General features: G+C 58.6%; 16 protein-coding genes. 11 read left to right on the forward strand and 5 right to left on the reverse strand.

The window, feature by feature from the left end; translation table 11 throughout:
* The first annotated feature begins 76 nt into the window (after positions 1-76).
* The gene (locus tag PMW70_RS08820; RefSeq protein ID WP_271744631.1) at positions 77-889 is read left to right on the forward strand and encodes a putative RNA methyltransferase; all 813 of its coding nucleotides are present in this window, start codon (positions 77-79) and stop codon (positions 887-889) included.
* Positions 890-1,015: 126 nt separating this feature from the next.
* On the opposite strand, the gene PMW70_RS08825 is transcribed toward PMW70_RS08820, so the two are convergent.
* The gene (locus tag PMW70_RS08825) at positions 1,016-1,417 is read right to left on the reverse strand and encodes a hypothetical protein (protein ID WP_271744632.1); all 402 of its coding nucleotides are present in this window, start codon (positions 1,415-1,417) and stop codon (positions 1,016-1,018) included.
* A 436-nt stretch (positions 1,418-1,853) separates the two neighbouring features.
* Between PMW70_RS08825 and PMW70_RS08830 the strand changes: the two genes are divergently transcribed.
* Positions 1,854-2,558 carry a class I SAM-dependent methyltransferase gene (locus PMW70_RS08830; protein WP_271744633.1) on the forward strand — a complete coding sequence of 235 codons (705 nt, stop codon included), beginning with the start codon at positions 1,854-1,856 and terminating at the stop codon, positions 2,556-2,558.
* A gap of 48 nt (positions 2,559-2,606) precedes the next feature.
* On the opposite strand, the gene PMW70_RS08835 is transcribed toward PMW70_RS08830, so the two are convergent.
* On the reverse strand, positions 2,607-2,903 hold the full coding sequence (locus tag PMW70_RS08835; protein WP_055252206.1) for a hypothetical protein: 297 nt from the start codon (positions 2,901-2,903) through the stop codon (positions 2,607-2,609).
* Between the two features lie 76 nt (positions 2,904-2,979).
* On the opposite strand from PMW70_RS08835, the gene PMW70_RS08840 reads away from it, so the two are divergent.
* From PMW70_RS08840 to PMW70_RS08880, 9 genes are all read left to right on the forward strand, one after another.
* Complete coding sequence (locus PMW70_RS08840) at positions 2,980-3,468, forward strand: GNAT family N-acetyltransferase (RefSeq protein WP_271744634.1); 489 nt, start codon at positions 2,980-2,982, stop codon at positions 3,466-3,468.
* Between the two features lie 305 nt (positions 3,469-3,773).
* The gene (locus PMW70_RS08845; protein ID WP_271744636.1) at positions 3,774-5,777 is read left to right on the forward strand and encodes a GTP-binding protein; all 2,004 of its coding nucleotides are present in this window, start codon (positions 3,774-3,776) and stop codon (positions 5,775-5,777) included.
* 93 nt (positions 5,778-5,870) lie between these two features.
* Positions 5,871-6,989: an AAA family ATPase gene (locus PMW70_RS08850; protein WP_271744637.1), complete on the forward strand. Its 1,119-nt coding sequence runs from the start codon at positions 5,871-5,873 to the stop codon at positions 6,987-6,989.
* A 10-nt stretch (positions 6,990-6,999) separates the two neighbouring features.
* Positions 7,000-9,495, forward strand: a complete 2,496-nt coding sequence (locus tag PMW70_RS08855) for an excinuclease ABC subunit UvrA (RefSeq protein WP_271744638.1) — start codon at positions 7,000-7,002, stop codon at positions 9,493-9,495.
* 189 nt (positions 9,496-9,684) lie between these two features.
* Complete coding sequence (locus PMW70_RS08860) at positions 9,685-10,320, forward strand: recombinase family protein (protein ID WP_117582853.1); 636 nt, start codon at positions 9,685-9,687, stop codon at positions 10,318-10,320.
* Positions 10,321-10,503: 183 nt separating this feature from the next.
* Entirely contained in the window at positions 10,504-11,298 is a 795-nt protein-coding gene (locus tag PMW70_RS08865) for an FxLYD domain-containing protein (RefSeq protein ID WP_117640596.1), read from the forward strand.
* Positions 11,299-11,442: 144 nt separating this feature from the next.
* On the forward strand, positions 11,443-12,087 hold the full coding sequence (locus tag PMW70_RS08870) for a DUF4230 domain-containing protein (protein WP_117582855.1): 645 nt from the start codon (positions 11,443-11,445) through the stop codon (positions 12,085-12,087).
* An 11-nt stretch (positions 12,088-12,098) separates the two neighbouring features.
* Positions 12,099-12,230, forward strand: coding sequence for a hypothetical protein (locus PMW70_RS08875; RefSeq protein WP_271744639.1), 132 nt, complete (start codon positions 12,099-12,101; stop codon positions 12,228-12,230).
* A gap of 9 nt (positions 12,231-12,239) precedes the next feature.
* Positions 12,240-13,301 carry a hypothetical protein gene (locus tag PMW70_RS08880; protein ID WP_271744640.1) on the forward strand — a complete coding sequence of 354 codons (1,062 nt, stop codon included), beginning with the start codon at positions 12,240-12,242 and terminating at the stop codon, positions 13,299-13,301.
* Positions 13,302-13,484: 183 nt separating this feature from the next.
* Here PMW70_RS08880 and PMW70_RS08885 read toward each other — a convergent pair whose 3' ends face one another.
* The 3 genes from PMW70_RS08885 to PMW70_RS08895 all read right to left on the reverse strand — a co-directional run bounded on the left by PMW70_RS08885 (position 13,485) and on the right by PMW70_RS08895 (position 15,741).
* Positions 13,485-14,084 (reverse strand): tRNA (cytidine(34)-2'-O)-methyltransferase, encoded by a 600-nt coding sequence (locus PMW70_RS08885; protein WP_271744641.1) that lies wholly within the window; start codon positions 14,082-14,084, stop codon positions 13,485-13,487.
* Positions 14,085-14,182: 98 nt separating this feature from the next.
* Entirely contained in the window at positions 14,183-15,313 is a 1,131-nt protein-coding gene (locus tag PMW70_RS08890) for a GTP-binding protein (protein ID WP_271744642.1), read from the reverse strand.
* A gap of 86 nt (positions 15,314-15,399) precedes the next feature.
* A complete protein-coding gene (locus tag PMW70_RS08895) occupies positions 15,400-15,741 on the reverse strand; it encodes an arsenate reductase family protein (RefSeq protein WP_055252194.1) in 342 nt (113 codons plus the stop codon).
* Positions 15,742-15,862: the final 121 nt, after the last annotated feature.

Below are 15,862 nucleotides of genomic sequence, written 5' to 3' on the forward strand. Positions count from 1 at the left end.
AGAACGTCCCCAATGACGAGGCGGGAGAGGCGTGAGACAATGGTGGGCGTTGTATTGCCCGCGCTAAGGAGTTGCCATGTTGTTGTGTCCCGTTTGCCATGAGCCGTTGGTGGACGACGAGCGCGGTGCTGCATGTGCGGGCGGACACCGGTTTGACCGTGCGCGCGAGGGCTATCTGTATCTGCTGCGCTCGTCCAAGAGCGGCGACTCCATGGGCGATCCCAAGTCGCAGGCGCGCAGCCGTCGTGACTTTCTGAACCGCGGATACTATGCGCCGTTGCGCGATGCGATGGTTGAGCTGGTACGCGAGCGGGTGTCTGGGCGTGCGGTGTCTACGGGCACCCCCATGACCTTGCTCGATATTTGCTGCGGCGAGGGCTACTACACCAGCGCCATGGGTGCGGTGCCGGGCGTGGATGCTTACGGTTTCGATCTAGGCAAGGAGATGGTGCGCCTGGCCGCCAGGCGCGGCGATGCGACCTACTTTGTGGCCAACATGAAGGACATCCCCGTGGCCGATGGCGCCTTTGATATGGTGACTGAGCTCTTTGCTCCCTTTAACGAGCGCGAGTTTGCCCGCGTGCTGGCGCCCGAGGGTTCGCTCTATACCGTGGTGCCGGGTGCCCGTCATCTCTTTGGGCTCAAGGAGGTGCTCTACGACACGCCATATCTCAACGACGAGAAGTTGCCGCAGACAACCGAGCTCGAGTTGGTTGGCACGAAACGGGTGTCTGCGAACATTACGCTCCAGATGCAGGCCGATATCGAGGCGGTGTTCCAGATGACGCCGTACTACTACCGCACGCGCCCTGCCGACAAAGAGCGCCTGGCAAACCTCGATACCCTTCAGACCGACATCGACTTCATCATCGCCGAATACCGCCACTAACCTACCAAAAAGGGACAGGTTTATTTTGGCAGGTTTTATATGGGCAAACGTAAAGGGCCGACCGCGGGGATGCGCGATCGGCCCTTTTAGTTGCTTGGCTGCAGGGAATTGTGGGGGGACAGGTGACTACAGGCGGTCCTTGTTCTCGGCCTTAACGGCGTGCGCCTGCTGAACAAAGAACAGGTCGTAGACCACGATGACAAAGGCGACGATATTGACGGAGCTGCCGCCGAGCGCGGGAAGCGTGAGCACGGCCTGCGCAATCGTGGCGATTGCGGCAACGATGCCGAGCTTAAACGCGCCATCCACCTGCGAGGGCTTGTTGGCGCCCTTGATGCCGGCGACGCCTGCCGCAAGGTCGACAAGTCCTTTGATAATCACAACGACAGCAGCGAGCATGGCGTTCGATCCGTAGACGGATTCAAATTTGCCGGTTGCGATGCCGGTGATACCGATGACGAGGCTGGCGATGCCCAAAACAAAATAGATGAGGGCAAGGATTTTGAGTGTCTTGCGCGCGGCGCTCATAGGTAGTCCTTTCGATTCGGGCGCTGCCAGTCTGGCGCGTCCCATATGCTGCACATATCGTGAAGCACATTGTAGTTCAACGTGACGGCGTGTGTGTTAGAAAGCGCTTCTCGCCTGTGCAGGGCAATCTTTCAAAAAGGAAAGCCAGCTGTAAGCCAAATCGATGGCAGCTCATGTGCGGCGCTGAGATGATGGGGCCGTAACAAGGAGCTGGTCTCAAGGAGGAGCCATGATGTACGGAGCAGGGCAAGTGCGTGAGCCGCGGTCGTTGGGAAGGCGCATGGGTGATTCTGTGATCGCTGCCGTGTGCACGGGATTGATGGCGGTGCTTTGCATTGGGATGCTGTGGACCATGTCGCGTGTGGGACAATAGCGGACGGTTGGGTGCCAACTGAGGTGGCGCTCACGTATTCGTTTTGCTTGCTAAGGAGTGTCCATGGGCGTCGTCGATCCCTTTTCTGTTGCTCGGGCTGCTGGGCTCGAGCTCGTGCGGACGTCCGAGGGCCTCACGCTCACCGATGGCACGATGGAGCTGCGTGCCGATTTTGGCCGCATGCTTCCGCGGCTCAAGCAGGGTCGTCTGCAGCAAGAGCTGCTGGTGAAGGCTGCGCGCACAAAGGGCGTCGAGCGCCCATGGGCGATTGACGCCACGGCAGGCTTTGGCGAGGATTCGCTGCTGCTGGCTGCCGCGGGTTTTGCGGTCGATTTGTATGAGCAGGATTGCGTGATCGCGGCGCTCCTCAAGGATGCTTTGGATCGCGCGGCAGATGATCCGGCGCTTGCGGCTGCCGTGGCGCGCATGCGCTTGCATGCGGGCGAGGACAGCATTGCCGGCCTTCGCCATGTAACTGAGCTGATCGAGCTGGGCGAGTTCGCGGCTCCCGATGTGGTATATCTGGACCCCATGTTTCCCGAGCGCACCAAGAGCGCGGCGGTGAAAAAGAAGTTCCAACTTTTGCACCATTTGGAACAGCCGTGTGCCGATGAGGAGACGCTGGTCGAAGCTGCGCTTGCGGTGCGGCCGCGCAAGGTCGTTATCAAACGGCCGGTGAAGGGGCCGCTGCTTGCCGGCGTCAAGCCGAGCTATCAACTTGCGGGCAAGGCCGTTCGTTACGATGTTTTGGTGCCGCCGCGCCCGTAGCTTGCGCACAATGGCTGGCGTCCCGTCAACACCGTGCCGATGCGAGGTCTATTTCCAAGGGTGCGACGTCAGGTGCCAGCCGCCACAGTATTCGCATTTGTAGCAGGCCAAACCACGCCGTCCGCGGTTTTCGCAGTCGGCCATAACGGCCTCGGCCTCGGCGCGTGTGTCGTACCGGTTTTTGCGCTCGCACGACTTATAGCGCCAAGCCTCATCGCGCTCGGCGTCCAGGGCGTCGCGGCGCTCGCCCTCGCGCGCAAACAGGTCGCTCATATCGCCGCCGGTGGCAGCGCCCAAAAACTCGCTTTTGGCCTTTGACCAGGCGGCTCGCTTCTTGCTCCCCATCTGCTTCGCACCCTCTCCAAACGTTGGTATCATTGCTCAATCAAAGTGATACCAATAAACGTGAGGTCGCCGCGTGATGATCAGAAAAACCCTCGATACCGACATTCCCGTCGTCATGGCTATCTATGACGCGGCCCGCGCCTTTATGCGCGCACATGGCAACGCCACGCAGTGGCCCGAGGGCACGCCTTCGGCCGAGCAGCTGGCTGCCGATATTGCCGCTGATGGCAGTTACGCGTGCGAAGTCGACGGTCGCGTGGTGGCGACGTTTGCCCTTTTGCCGGGGCCGGACGAGTGCTATGACGTCATTGAGGACGGGCAATGGCGTGGCGACACTCCGTATGCCGTACTGCACCGAGTGGCGTCCGACGGCACCGTGCACGGTATCGCGGCTGCGATGTTTGCCTTTGCCAAGGAACGCGCCGACCATCTGCGTATCGACACGCACGAGGACAACTTGCCCATGCAGGGCGCCATCGCCAAGGCCGGGTTTAAGCGCGCCGGTATCGTATATGTGTCGGACGGTACGCCGCGCGTCGCGTTTGATTGGCTGCGCGAGGCGTAGGAGCCAAGGCACGTATCATCACCCAGCTCAAATAAAAAATGGCCTCGAGTGGGGCCATTTTTGTTAAAACGCGTCGTTGTGGGGCTCGCGTTGTTACCGCCCAGATGAGTCCGGGCGGACAAAAAGGGGAGGTGCCGGCTTTCGCAAGGCGCGAACCTACGAAAATCGCCGCGCGGCAACGCAGGGCGATGAGCTCGGTCGGGGGATAGGGCCCGCTTCGCCCGCCGGCCCGTAAATTGTATCATCCAGTGTGGAACGAGGATGCCCGTTGCCGCGTGCGATGGGCTTGTAATAAGAGGAGAGCCATGTCGAAGCAAGCGGTCGTTGGAATCTTGGCACATGTCGATGCCGGCAAGACCACGCTGGCCGAGGCTATGCTGTTCAACGCGGGCCGCATTCGCAAACGCGGCCGTGTGGACGATGGCGATTCGCACCTGGACACGAACGCGATCGAGCGCGAGCGCGGCATTACGATCTTCTCGTCGCAGGCCGTGCTCGACCACGGCGATGCCCACGTCATGCTCGTGGATGCACCCGGCCACGTCGATTTTTCGGCTGAGGCGGAGCGCACGCTGCGCGCGCTCGACTATGCGATTTTGGTTGTGGGTGCCAACGATGGCGTGCAGGGGCACACCGAAACCCTGTGGCGCCTGCTTGCACGCTATGACATCCCGACGTTCATCTTTATCAACAAAATCGATTTGGAGAATCCCGGTCGCGATGTTTTGCTGGCACAGCTGGGGCAGCGTCTTTCCGAGGGCTGCCTGGATGTCAACGAACTGCTGGCGGGCGGCGCCGTTCAGGAGGACGCTGCTGCGTTGGACGAAGCGGCGCTCGAGGAGTTTCTTGAAGCGGGTGAGCTTTCTGTCGCAACGCTGTCGCGCATGGTTGCCGAGCGCAAGCTCTTTCCCTGCTTTGCCGGCTCGGCGCTCAAGGACCAAGGCGTTGACGAGCTGCTGGATGGTATATGCGCGCTGATTCGTGAGCAGGCGTGGCTCCCGGAGTTTGCCGCGCGCGTCTATCGTGTCAGCCGCGGGGATCGTGGCGAGCGCTTGGCTTGGGTTAAAGTGACCGGCGGCACGCTGCGCGCAAAACAGATGATCAGCGGGCATTCCAGTGCCGAGGCGTGGGAACAGAAGGTCGATCAGGTACGCATCTATAACGGCGAGAAGTATGAGCTTGCCCAAGAAGTTGCTGCTGGCGGTATTTGCGCCGTGACGGGTCTTGCGCACGTTCGCCCAGGGGACGCCCTGGGCACGGAGCCCGCGGGCGATGCGCCCGTCATCGCTCCGGTCCTCACCTATACGGTGCTGCCGGGCGAACACGACGTTCATGCGGTGTTTAAAGCGCTGAGTGAGTTGGCGGACGAAGATCCCATGCTCGGCGTAAGCTGGAATACGCATCTTGAGCAGATCCATTTGCAGTTGATGGGCGCCGTGCAACTCGAGGTCGTGCAGCGCGTGCTGGCCGATCGTTTTGGCCTTTCGGTCGAGTTTGAGTCTGGCGGCATTCTCTATAAGGAGACGATCTCGCAGCCGGTCGAGGGCGTGGGCCACTTTGAGCCGCTGCGCCACTATGCCGAGGTGCATCTGCGCCTGGAGCCGTTGCCAGCAGGTTCGGGCGTGCAGTTTGGCACCGTGACCTCGACCGACGAGCTCGATCTTAACTGGCAGCGTCTGGCACTCACCAACGCCATGGAGCGCGACCACCTGGGCGTGCTGACCGGCTCGCCCATCACCGATGTGCGCATTACGCTCACGGGCGGCCGCGCGCATGCCAAACACACCGAGGGCGGCGATTTTCGCCAGGCCACGTATCGCGCGATTCGCCAGGGTTTGATGCGGGCGCGTGAGGCGGGCGCGGTGGTGCTGCTGGAGCCGTGGTACCACCTTGAGCTCGAGGTGCCGGGGGAGTGCGTGGGCCGGGCGCTCTCAGACGCCACGCGCATGGGTGCCGAGTACGAGCCGCCGACGATGGCGGGCGACCGGGCGAAGCTTGTGGGTCGCGTGCCGGCATCCGAGGTGCAGGATTATGCGCTGGAGGTGGCTGCCTACACGAGCGGTCGCGGGCATCTGTACCTGGAGTTCGCCGGTTATGCGGCCTGTCATGATGCCGAGCGCGTCATCGAGGCGGCCGCCTATGAGCCCGAGGCCGATCTGCCCAACACGTCCGACTCGGTTTTTTGCTCTCACGGCGCCGGCTACACGGTCAAATGGTACGACGTACCCGCCGCGGCGCACGTAAAGGTCGATCCCGCCACCTTCCGTCCCTGGCGAGCGGCAGACGCCGAGTTTTTCGGCCACATGTGACAAAGTGGCAGTCCCTTTGTCACATGCTATTGGTATAACTTGGTATAAGTTGGTATAACTATTATCAGGGTTTGCCAATCCGAGGAGGCCGACATGAATCCAAATCCCTTTAAGCCAACGGCAGGCAAGCGGCCTCCGATGCTCATCGGTCGAGAGTCGGTCATCGAAGATTTCGAGGAAGGGCTCGATAACGGCGCCGGAGCGCCGGGCAGGCTCATGCTCATTACGGGAAACCGCGGCTGCGGCAAAACGGTTCTCCTGCGAGAGCTGCAACGTCTAGCCAGCGAGCGCGGATGGGCGGTTATCTCCGATTCTGCTTCGCTTGGCTTGTGCGATCGCCTGGCCGACGCGCTTCGCTCGAATAAACCCGTTGTGACGTCAATGGAGTTTGGGCCGTCGTTTGGTCGGATGTCGGTCGAGGCGGCTCGGGCAAAGGGCGAGACGCTACGGGGGCTGGTCAACGAGCGCCTCAAGAAGCTCGGTCCAGGCAAGGGCATCCTGTTTGCGATTGACGAGGCGCAATCTGCGTCAATCGAGGAACTGGCGGCCCTTGCCGTTCTCTATCAGCAGGTGCTCGGAGATCAGGATGCTACGGGCCTGCCCGATAGCGACCAGCGCGGTCTTGCGCTGGTATTTGCCGGCTTGCCCAGTATGGTTGACGACCTGCTCGAAGAGCCGAGCGTGACGTTTTTGCGCCGTGCTCAGCAGCGTGCGCTGGGGGCGATTTCTTTGCCCAAGGTGCGCGATTCATATGTCCAGACGGTCAAGGACACCGGTCTTTACGTTGATGCGGAGACGGCGGACCTTGCGGCGCGCAAGAGTATGGGGCATCCCTACATGGTCCAGCTGGTGGGATATTACATGTGGCGCTCTGCTGTCCGGCGTGGCTCGCAGATCATCGAAAGCTGTGATGTTGAGGATGGCCATGCGGATGCCGTCTCCGAGTTCTACGAAGCGGTCGACGCGCCCCTGTATTATGGATTGCGCAGTCCGCAACGCCTCTTTATCGAGGCCATGGCTGCTGACGAGGGTGAGCAGACGCGCATGGCGGATATCATTGAGCGCTGCGACCGCACCCAGAGCTGGGCGAGTAAATATCGCGCAAGCCTAATTCGCGAGCGCGTCATCGAGGCCGCCGGATACGGCCTCGTCCGGTTTACCGTGCCCATGCTGGGCGAGTATATCCGCGACCGCGTTTTATGGCATGAGTAGGGTGATAAAGGTGACGGAACAGAAGATGAGCCCGCAAGCTATCGAGGTGCGCGGTGCGCGCGTCCATAACCTTAAGGACATCGATATCGATATCCCGCTGGGAAGGCTCGTGGGCATTGCCGGCGTGTCGGGGTCGGGCAAGAGTTCGCTGGCGCTGGGGGTTCTTTATGCCGAGGGCTCGCGCCGTTACCTGGAGGCGCTCAGCACCTATACCCGCCGACGGCTCACCCAGGCCGAGCACGCTCAGGTGGATGAAGTGCTGCACGTGCCGGCGGCGCTCGCGTTGCATCAGCGCCCTAGTGTGCCAGGCGTACGCTCGACCTTTGGCACCATGACCGAGCTCAACAACAGTCTGCGTTTGCTCTTTAGCCGCTGTGCCCATCACGTGTGCCCACATTGCGGGGCGCGTGTGGAGCCGAGCCTTAACGTGGCCGCAGGCCTGTCGCTCACGTGTTCGACATGCGGCCGCGAGTTCTACGCGCCGAGTGCCGAGGATTTGGCTTTCAATAGCGGCGGTGCATGCCCCACCTGTGGCGGTACCGGTGTCATGCGCGAGGTGGACGAAGCGAGCCTGGTGCCCGACGAGTCCAAGACCATCAACGAAGGCGCGGTGCTTCCCTGGGGCACGCTCATGTGGGACTTGATGAAGCAGGTAGCCGGCGAGATGGGTGTGCGTACCGATGTGCCGTTTAACCAGCTCACACCTCAAGAGCGCGACATCGTGTTCCATGGTCCGGCGGTTAAGAAGCATATTCTCTACGTTCCCAAAAACGGCGAGGGCGCCACGCCGCTCGACTTTACCTATTACAACGCCGTCTATACGGTCGAGAATGCGCTCGCCAAGGTTAAGGACGATAAGGGACTAAAGCGCGTGGCTCGCTTTTTGCGCGAGGGCCCGTGCCGTGACTGCGGCGGCACGCGTCTCTCCGAGGTTGCGCGCCAGCCCCAGGTGCGCGGTATCAATCTGGCGCAGGCCGCGGCCATGACGTTGGGTGAGGCGATTGAGTGGGTGCGCGGGGTGCCCGCATCCTTGCCGGCCGAGATGCAGCCCATGGCAGTGGATATCTGCGATTCGTTTTTGAGCACGGCTCGTCGCCTGGTCGACCTGGGGCTCGATTACCTCTCGCTCGACCGCGCCGGTGCTACGCTCTCCACGGGTGAGCGCCAGCGTGTGCAGCTCGCCCGCGTGGTGCGCAACCGATCGACGGGCGTGCTTTATGTGCTGGACGAGCCTTCGATTGGCTTGCATCCTGCCAATGTCGACGGCTTGGTGGGCGTAATGCGCGATCTGGTGGATGACGGCAACACCGTGGTTGTTGTCGACCACGATACGCGCGTACTAGCGGAAGCCGACTATCTGGTTGAGATGGGCCCCGTTGCCGGAGCAGGCGGCGGTAATGTGATTGCCACTGGCACGGTGGACGAGGTCGAACAATCGCAGGGCAGCCGCATCGCCCCGTTTTTGCGCGCAGAGTCCAAGCGCTTGCGCCCGCAGGTGTCCGACGAGGAAATGTTCGACCGGGGCCATATCCGCATGGCGACCGATGCCATCCATACCGTCAAGCCGCTCGAAGTTGATATCCCGCGCGGTCGCTTGGTCGCGGTGACGGGCGTTTCGGGTTCGGGTAAGACGACGTTGGTACTCGAGACGCTCATTCCGGCACTCAAGGCGCAGGCAGCCGGCGAGCGCCTGCCGGGGCACGTGCGTTGGGTCGATGCCGAGGGCATTGCCCGTGCAAATCTGATTGACGCTACGCCTATCGGCGCCAACGTGCGCTCGACGGTGGCAACTTATGCTGACATCCATGACGAGCTGCGTCGCGCCTTCGCCCGTACGCCCGAGGCTAAGGCGGCCGGCTACAAGGCGGGCGTCTTTAGCTACAACACTGGCACTCTGCGCTGCCCTACGTGCGATGGCACGGGCTCGATATCGCTCGACGTGCAGTTTTTGCCCGATGTCGAGATCGTCTGCCCGGCATGCCGCGGCTCGCGTTATGCAGACGCTGCTTCGCATATCCATCGCGAGGGCAAGGATGGGAGCCTGCTCACGTTGCCGCAGCTCATGGATATGAGTGTGGACGAGGCCCTCGACGCCACACTGGGACTCAAGAAAGTTCAGACGCGTCTGCAGACCCTGCACGACCTGGGCTTGGGTTATCTCACGCTCGGCGAGCCCACGCCGGCGCTTTCGGGCGGCGAGGCGCAGCGCCTTAAGCTCGCGAGCGAGATGGGCCGCGTGCAGGATGATGCCGTATTCGTGTTCGACGAACCCACAATTGGCCTGCACCCGCTCGATGTTCAGGTGCTGCTGAGTGTGTTCGACGGCCTCGTTGCCAAGGGCGCCACAGTTGTCGTGATCGAGCACGACCTCGACCTCATCCGTAACGCCGATTATGTGATCGACATGGGCCCGGACGGTGGCGATGCGGGCGGGCAAATCGTCTGCGCTGGCACGCCGGGCGACATCGCGGCCTGCTCCGCAAGCATCACCGGCCGCTACCTCTAACCGAATGTGACAAAGGGACTGTCCCTTTGTCACATTCCCGTTAAAGCCAGCATCTGTCGGCATGGCGCTTGAACAGTTTTCGCGTGAGGGTCAAAATGGCCTCAACCCATTCGCGAAATTTGCACGCCCTATAGTGAGTGGGCTCTCGCTTGAGCTGATGCTGCCAAGAGGCAGCCGATAGGGGCAATTATGGACAATCGAATCTTTGGGTATGCGCGTGTCTCTTCCGCAGACCAGAACCTGGGCCGCCAATTAGACGCGCTGGCAAGGTTTCCCGTGCAACGGAGCCAGATTTATGCTGACAAGGCAAGCGGTAAGGACTTTAAGCGTCCCCAGTACCAGCGTCTTCTTCGCAGGCTGCGCGAAGGCGACGTTCTCGTGATCAAAAGTATCGATCGTTTGGGCCGCAATTATCGTGAAGTCCTCGATGAGTGGCGACGCATCACGGTGGATAGGAATGCTGCCATCGTGGTGCTTGATATGCCATTGCTCGATACGCGCGAGCAGCCTGATGGCATTACGGGAACGTTCATGGCGGATCTGGTTCTTCAAATCTTGAGCTATGTGGCGCAGCTAGAGCGCGAAAACATCAAGCAACGCCAGGCGGAGGGCATCGCGTCGGCGCGTTTGCGTGGCGTGAAATTTGGAAGGCCGGCATTCGAACGCCCAGATAGCTATCGCGATGTCATCAAATTATTCGAAGGGGGAGAGGTTACGAGGCGAGAGGCTGCTGCGCTTTTGAACGTCAGCGTCTCGACGTTCGATCGTTGGAGACGGGCGGACGCGACCAGTTTTGACCGTTTGTCGTCTGCTCGTCCTCTTTAGCTAGACATTTTGACGAGGGGAGTTAATTACACAGAGCCCACTCCTTCCCTCGATGTTTATCCAGTTCACGCCCTTGAACCAAATAGTGCCACCGCGTTGCCAATTCGTCTGCTTTTTGACGAGGGCTATATATCGTGTTTTGTTTTGTATTTAAAGGAGGACGAAATGAAAAGGCGTTATGGAATGGCTCTGGTGACCGCGCTATTTGCGATGGTGTTTTGTGGGGCGCTTCTGCTGAGCGGCTGTTCGCAGTCTGAGAAGAAAAATGATGAACCTGATTATGCCGATGACCGTGCAATGGCTGTGATTGCTCAAGGTTATCAAAAGCGGTCGGATTATATCGAATCGCTTGGAGAAGATGCTGATCTAAGCTCGAATAAAGTGCGAAAAGAGATAATTAAAACCGAGATCGATAACGACAAAGAACTCAAAAAGGCGCCTTTTAAAGACGCTAAGATGCAGGAAGATGTCATCGCCTATCTCAACCTGCTTGACAATCAGCTTGATGTTACCAAGAAGTATGCGGAATCTGATCCTAAGTACTACGAGGAATGGGAAAAGGCCTACGACGCACGATCCGCACAGCTTAAGAAACTGGTCGATCGATATGACTTAACAGTCGATGACGAGTATCAAGATGAGTTTGACGAGCTAATTAAGAACGGTAGGACCGTAGAGGAGAAGACGCATAACGATGAGGTTATCAACGGTTTGCTCTCATCGGCGAATTTTGAGAAAAGTGATGATGGCTACGGTCTCTATACGTACACCGCAATCGTCGAAAATACCTCTGACATATCGTTCGAAAACGTTTATCTAAACGTTGCCCTTTACGATGCCGATGGTGTGAGGGCGGAAGAATGCTACGCAGATACATCTGCCTGGGCGCCTGGCGAGAAGGTGAAGTTTGAGGTAATGAGCGAGGTTGACGCCTCGAGGCTTGCGCCGACGGTGTCGGGTTACAGCGTCAAGGAATAGTTCGCGGGAATTGAAAAGAAAGCGCGGCCGTTTTCTTTGAACGGTCGCGCTTTGCATTGAGCCGTTGACGGAATGATTCGTGCCATCATGCTCGCGCTGGAAGATGATGGGAACGTCGGGGCAATAAAGGAAAGGTGAAACAGGATGGCAAAAACAAAATTTCTTACAACGATACCGCAAAAGGTTGCCTTTGGCGGGTTAGTCGTTGTTACGGTTCTAGCGGTTGCCTGGGGTATCTGGATGTCATTGACGCGTAATCCTACAACGATCAGCGATGATTCGATTCGCGAGGAGATCACGCCAGTCGTTAAGCTCGTGACGTACGAGTACAACTTCACCCAGCTGCTTTCAATTGATGAGGCGGGCAATCCGCTTGGGTGGGAAAACCCCTTTACGTCTAAGCGATATGTCGCAACGATTGACGGCAAAGCTGACATCGGGATCGATGCCGATAAGATGAAGGTTACAATCGTACGGGCTAATATGGCCGATAAGAATTCAGAGGTCAAGAGCGTAAAGGTTATACTGCCTCACTCGGAGATCACCTCGTTCTCGACAGACCCCAATACGCTTAAGAAATATGTTGAGGACAATGGCTTTCTTAACTGGAATCAAGTAAGCACGGATGATCTAAACACGTTATTGAAACAGGCAAAGAAAGAGCAGACCAAGAAGGTCAAGGAAAGCAATATGCTCCAAGAATCTGATGATAGAGCCTGCGCCCTTATCGAAAAACAGGTCAAAGCCTTATGCGGCGATGACGTCAATGTTGACGTTGCGTTTGAGTAGGGGTGAATAGCATGTTGGATAAACGGCAACAGATCGCTGGGGCCGGCTCGCTTCTGATCGGGCACTACACCACCTTTCTCGACACTACCTTCAACTCGGCATTTGGCGATGAATATACGGTTGATTTCGACTATTGGAAATAGGAGGTCACAATGGAGGATAAAGACGATCTGGCTGTTGTCGAAAGGGAGGAGCCGCCGCGACATAAGCAGAGTTTTGATATCCGTAAGGCCGCTGCCGGGTTGGTTGATGGCGCCGGAAGCGCGATGGCGGGCGCGGTTGCAACCGTACAGAAAGTTGCCGATGGTGCAATGCGTGCTGCAACTCCGCTGGTCAATGACGCCTTGGCAGCTATTGCTGATGCGGCCGATGGTGCGGCAGGTACTGCTGCGGATATCGGTGACGCGGTCAACGATTGGGCATACCAGCAGCAGCTTAATAGATACAGGCCGGTAACCAAGGAGACCTATCAGAGTCCTTCATTCCATTTGCCGAACATGATTCGAATTGTTGACGGAAATGAGCGCCGGGGCATCGACGCCTGTAGAGATGCTATTGGTTGGCTGGATACTGTTAAGGGCACGCAGATTTTCAATCTGTACCGCGAGGCAATCGGGGATAGCGAATTGTCTTTCTATCCTAAACCATCTCTTTACTCCACATATTACATAGATGCTTTTGATCGGTCTCGCTTTGTTGACCTTGACTCTTATTTTGCAACCATGCAACAAGACAAGATGGCCGAGTTGAGACGGATTGCGTTCATGCTTGGCGCGAAGCGCTGCAAGCTGGAGGTGACGGAGTACGAGGAAACTCGGCGAGGCCGCCAGGTTAAGGGAAATGCCAAGGCGGGAAAGAAGGGCTCGGTTCGAATCGACGGTTCCTTGAGCGATTCAACGAGAAGCGAGAAGAAAATTCTGTTTACACAGGAATTTGAGGGCGACATGGTTCCACAGCGCCCTGAGCTCCATTGGTATGCCCATGACTCAGATGTTCTCTTGTTAATTGAGACGAGATGTGGTGGAGAGGATAAAAACAAGGCGAAGAGCTATCGGGTCGAATTGAAAAGTGAAACGACCATGACCATGTCTGTATCACTTGCTATGGCTATCGACGAGGCATGCAGCAAACTGAACATAAGGGCGAATTCGAGCCTGACAAGCCAAGCTAAGCGAGAACTCCGGCAATCGTTTGTATTTGAAGTTGAATTCTGATGTGTGGGGACCATTTGCTGCGGGGTTCCTGTCCTTTACGGGGTGGAAGCATAGAAACCCATACGGTGCAACTCAGTAAAAGTTAGTAATATACTGGCATCTTTTCTAGTTAAAAGCGTTTAAAACCGGTTAATTCCATTTAAATCAGTAGGTGCAATATGTGACAAAGGGACAGTCCCTTTGTCACATTCCGGGGAAGTTTGTCTGGCGCAGGGCCTCGTAGAGGACGATGGCGGCGCTGTTGGAGAGGTTGAGTGCGCTGATGCGGTAGTCGTCCGGATTGACGAAGTTGCCGCAGATATCCTGCTGAAGGATGGCCTTGTGGCCGCTCTCGCTATGCCCGAGCGCCTCCTCGTGGGCTTCCCAGGCCTCGGCGTTATCGAGCGAGTCGCAGTCGCGCAGCATGGGGATGCGCTCGCAGCGCGCAGGCGCTGCGGCGAGCAGCTCTTCGGGAATCCCCGAGCTCTCGCTGCCAAAGACCAGATAGTCACCGTCGCGGTAGGTGCTTTGCGCATAGGTGCGGCGCGCCTTTTTGGTCAGCAGATGCAGGCGTTCATCGGCGGGGGAGAGGCCGTTGCACGTAAGGAAATCCTCCCAGCCGGCATAGGTCGTCACGTCCAAGTTTTGCCAGTAGCCCAGGCCGGCGCGACGCACCGTCTTGTCGTCGAGCGAAAAGCCCAACGGCTCCACCAGGTGCAGGCGGGTACCGGTGACCACGCAGGTACGGCCGATATTGCCCGTATTGGCCGGAATCTCGGGCGCATACAGCACGATATTGAACATGAATCTCCTTGGCTCAGAATGAAAAACCACCACGAAGGGGACAGGCACCTTCGTGGTGGTTTGGCGGTTACGTGGCAGAAAATGCTCGCTTCGATAGCCTAGGCGCGGTGCCAGTCGGTCAGGCAGGCATCGAGGGCGGCGATGAGCGCATCCTTGTCCATGTGACGGCCGATGATGCACAGGCTCGTCATGCGGTCGCCCGTCTCGTCGTCCCAAATCTGCATGATCTCGGGGTTCTCGTCGATAATCTTCTGCTTCTCGCCCTCGGGCGCAGAGTCGACAAACAGACCGTTCTCCATCAGACGCATCTGGTGGCCGGCCTGCTCAAACATGTAGCACATGTCCGGATCGCCGGTCTGCCACAGCGGGCCCTTGACGCGAATGACCTCGTCGGGCCACTCCTGCTCAACAAAATCGGTGAACTTCTGCAGGTCAAACGGCTTGCGGCGGGAGTACACAAAGGTCTCGATGTCGTACTCGAGCACCTCGGGGTCGTCGTGCTCCTCGGGATGCTCCATGGCCTCGATCCAGGCGGCGGAGTTGTAGGCGCGCATAAAGTCGAAGCGGTCGGTGTCGAGCAGCTCCTCCATGGGGACCTCGCCGTTTTGGGCCTCGACAATCACGGCGTCCTTCTGCAGGCTGCGCACGATGGCCTTGAGCTCGGCAATCTGCTCAGGCGTGACGGTATCGGTCTTGTTGAGGATCAGCGTGGAGCAAAACTCGATCTGCTGAATAAGCAGGCTCTCGATGTCGTCCTCATCGATATCCTCGGCGAGCAGGTCGCGACCGCCGTTGAACTCGTCGTACATGCGGGCGCAGTCGACCACGGCCACGATGTTGTCGAGCGCGAGCTTGGGCTCGCCGCCCACCTTGGCCTCGTCGCAGAAGCTCGAGATGGTGTAGGCGATGGGGATGGGCTCGCAAATACCCGAGGCCTCGATGATGATGTAGTCGAACTTGCCCGAATCGGCGATGCCCTGCAGCTGGTTGGCCAGATCGTCCGAAAGCGTGCAGCAGATGCAGCCGTTGGTGAGCGGGATGAGGTCGTCGGTCTCGGAAAGGCCGCCGTCGGCGATAAGGCTGGCGTCGACGTTGATCTCGCCGATATCGTTGACGATCACGGCGGCGCGGATGCCGCCGTCGTTAGCGAGGATGTGGTTGAGCAGCGTGGTCTTGCCGGCACCGAGGTATCCGGTAAGCATGATGATCTTCACGGGTCTGTTGGGCATGTGCCCTCCTTTGTTAGACATGGCTTACAGTTAAATCTTATGCCAAACGCCTGCTCTTATACCCACGCGCCGGCAAATAACACAGGCTACTCCCAGGCTCCCCACACATCGGGGCAATAACCGACGGTGGCCTTCTTGCCGTTGCGCACGATGGGCTCGGCCAGAACCTGCTGGTTCTCGAGCAGCTTATCAAAGCGCTGGCTGGGGGTGAGGTGCTGGATGAGTGCGAGCGTCTCCTCGTCCTTGGCTTTGGGGTTGAGCAGCTTGTCGATGCCGCCGACCGCCTGCATCACGCTCGTGAGCTCGCCCTTGCTCATCTCCTTTTCCTTAAGGTCGATAAACTGCACCTTAATGCGGCGCTCCTTAAAATAGCGCTGGGCCTTCTTGGTATCGAAGGACTTTTTGGTGCCGAAGATTTGCACGTTCATATTTATGTTCCGCCGTTCTACCGAATAAAGTTGGTCCTAGCGCGATTGAACTGCGCCCCAATTCTTGGACGGGCTAATAAGCGGCCTACGCCGCACATAGGGACTGATTCCGGAATTCCTC

The sequence above is a fragment of the Collinsella aerofaciens genome, from assembly GCF_028209625.1.
Taxonomy (GTDB): Bacteria; Actinomycetota; Coriobacteriia; order Coriobacteriales; family Coriobacteriaceae; genus Collinsella; species Collinsella aerofaciens_AM.

What these genes read in the sequence shown, in the direction of transcription:
- PMW70_RS08820 (WP_271744631.1), top strand. Translation starts at nt 77, where the DNA reads ATGTTGTTGTGTCCCGTTTGCCATGAGCCGTTGGTGGACGACGAGCGC.
- PMW70_RS08825 (WP_271744632.1), bottom strand. Translation starts at nt 1,417, where the DNA reads ATGAGCGCCGCGCGCAAGACACTCAAAATCCTTGCCCTCATCTATTTT.
- PMW70_RS08830 (WP_271744633.1), top strand. Translation starts at nt 1,854, where the DNA reads ATGGGCGTCGTCGATCCCTTTTCTGTTGCTCGGGCTGCTGGGCTCGAG.
- PMW70_RS08835 (WP_055252206.1), bottom strand. Translation starts at nt 2,903, where the DNA reads ATGGGGAGCAAGAAGCGAGCCGCCTGGTCAAAGGCCAAAAGCGAGTTT.
- PMW70_RS08840 (WP_271744634.1), top strand. Translation starts at nt 2,980, where the DNA reads ATGATCAGAAAAACCCTCGATACCGACATTCCCGTCGTCATGGCTATC.
- PMW70_RS08845 (WP_271744636.1), top strand. Translation starts at nt 3,774, where the DNA reads ATGTCGAAGCAAGCGGTCGTTGGAATCTTGGCACATGTCGATGCCGGC.
- PMW70_RS08850 (WP_271744637.1), top strand. Translation starts at nt 5,871, where the DNA reads ATGAATCCAAATCCCTTTAAGCCAACGGCAGGCAAGCGGCCTCCGATG.
- PMW70_RS08860 (WP_117582853.1), top strand. Translation starts at nt 9,685, where the DNA reads ATGGACAATCGAATCTTTGGGTATGCGCGTGTCTCTTCCGCAGACCAG.
- PMW70_RS08865 (WP_117640596.1), top strand. Translation starts at nt 10,504, where the DNA reads ATGGCTCTGGTGACCGCGCTATTTGCGATGGTGTTTTGTGGGGCGCTT.
- PMW70_RS08870 (WP_117582855.1), top strand. Translation starts at nt 11,443, where the DNA reads ATGGCAAAAACAAAATTTCTTACAACGATACCGCAAAAGGTTGCCTTT.
- PMW70_RS08875 (WP_271744639.1), top strand. Translation starts at nt 12,099, where the DNA reads ATGTTGGATAAACGGCAACAGATCGCTGGGGCCGGCTCGCTTCTGATC.
- PMW70_RS08880 (WP_271744640.1), top strand. Translation starts at nt 12,240, where the DNA reads ATGGAGGATAAAGACGATCTGGCTGTTGTCGAAAGGGAGGAGCCGCCG.
- PMW70_RS08885 (WP_271744641.1), bottom strand. Translation starts at nt 14,084, where the DNA reads ATGTTCAATATCGTGCTGTATGCGCCCGAGATTCCGGCCAATACGGGC.
- PMW70_RS08890 (WP_271744642.1), bottom strand. Translation starts at nt 15,313, where the DNA reads ATGCCCAACAGACCCGTGAAGATCATCATGCTTACCGGATACCTCGGT.
- PMW70_RS08895 (WP_055252194.1), bottom strand. Translation starts at nt 15,741, where the DNA reads ATGAACGTGCAAATCTTCGGCACCAAAAAGTCCTTCGATACCAAGAAG.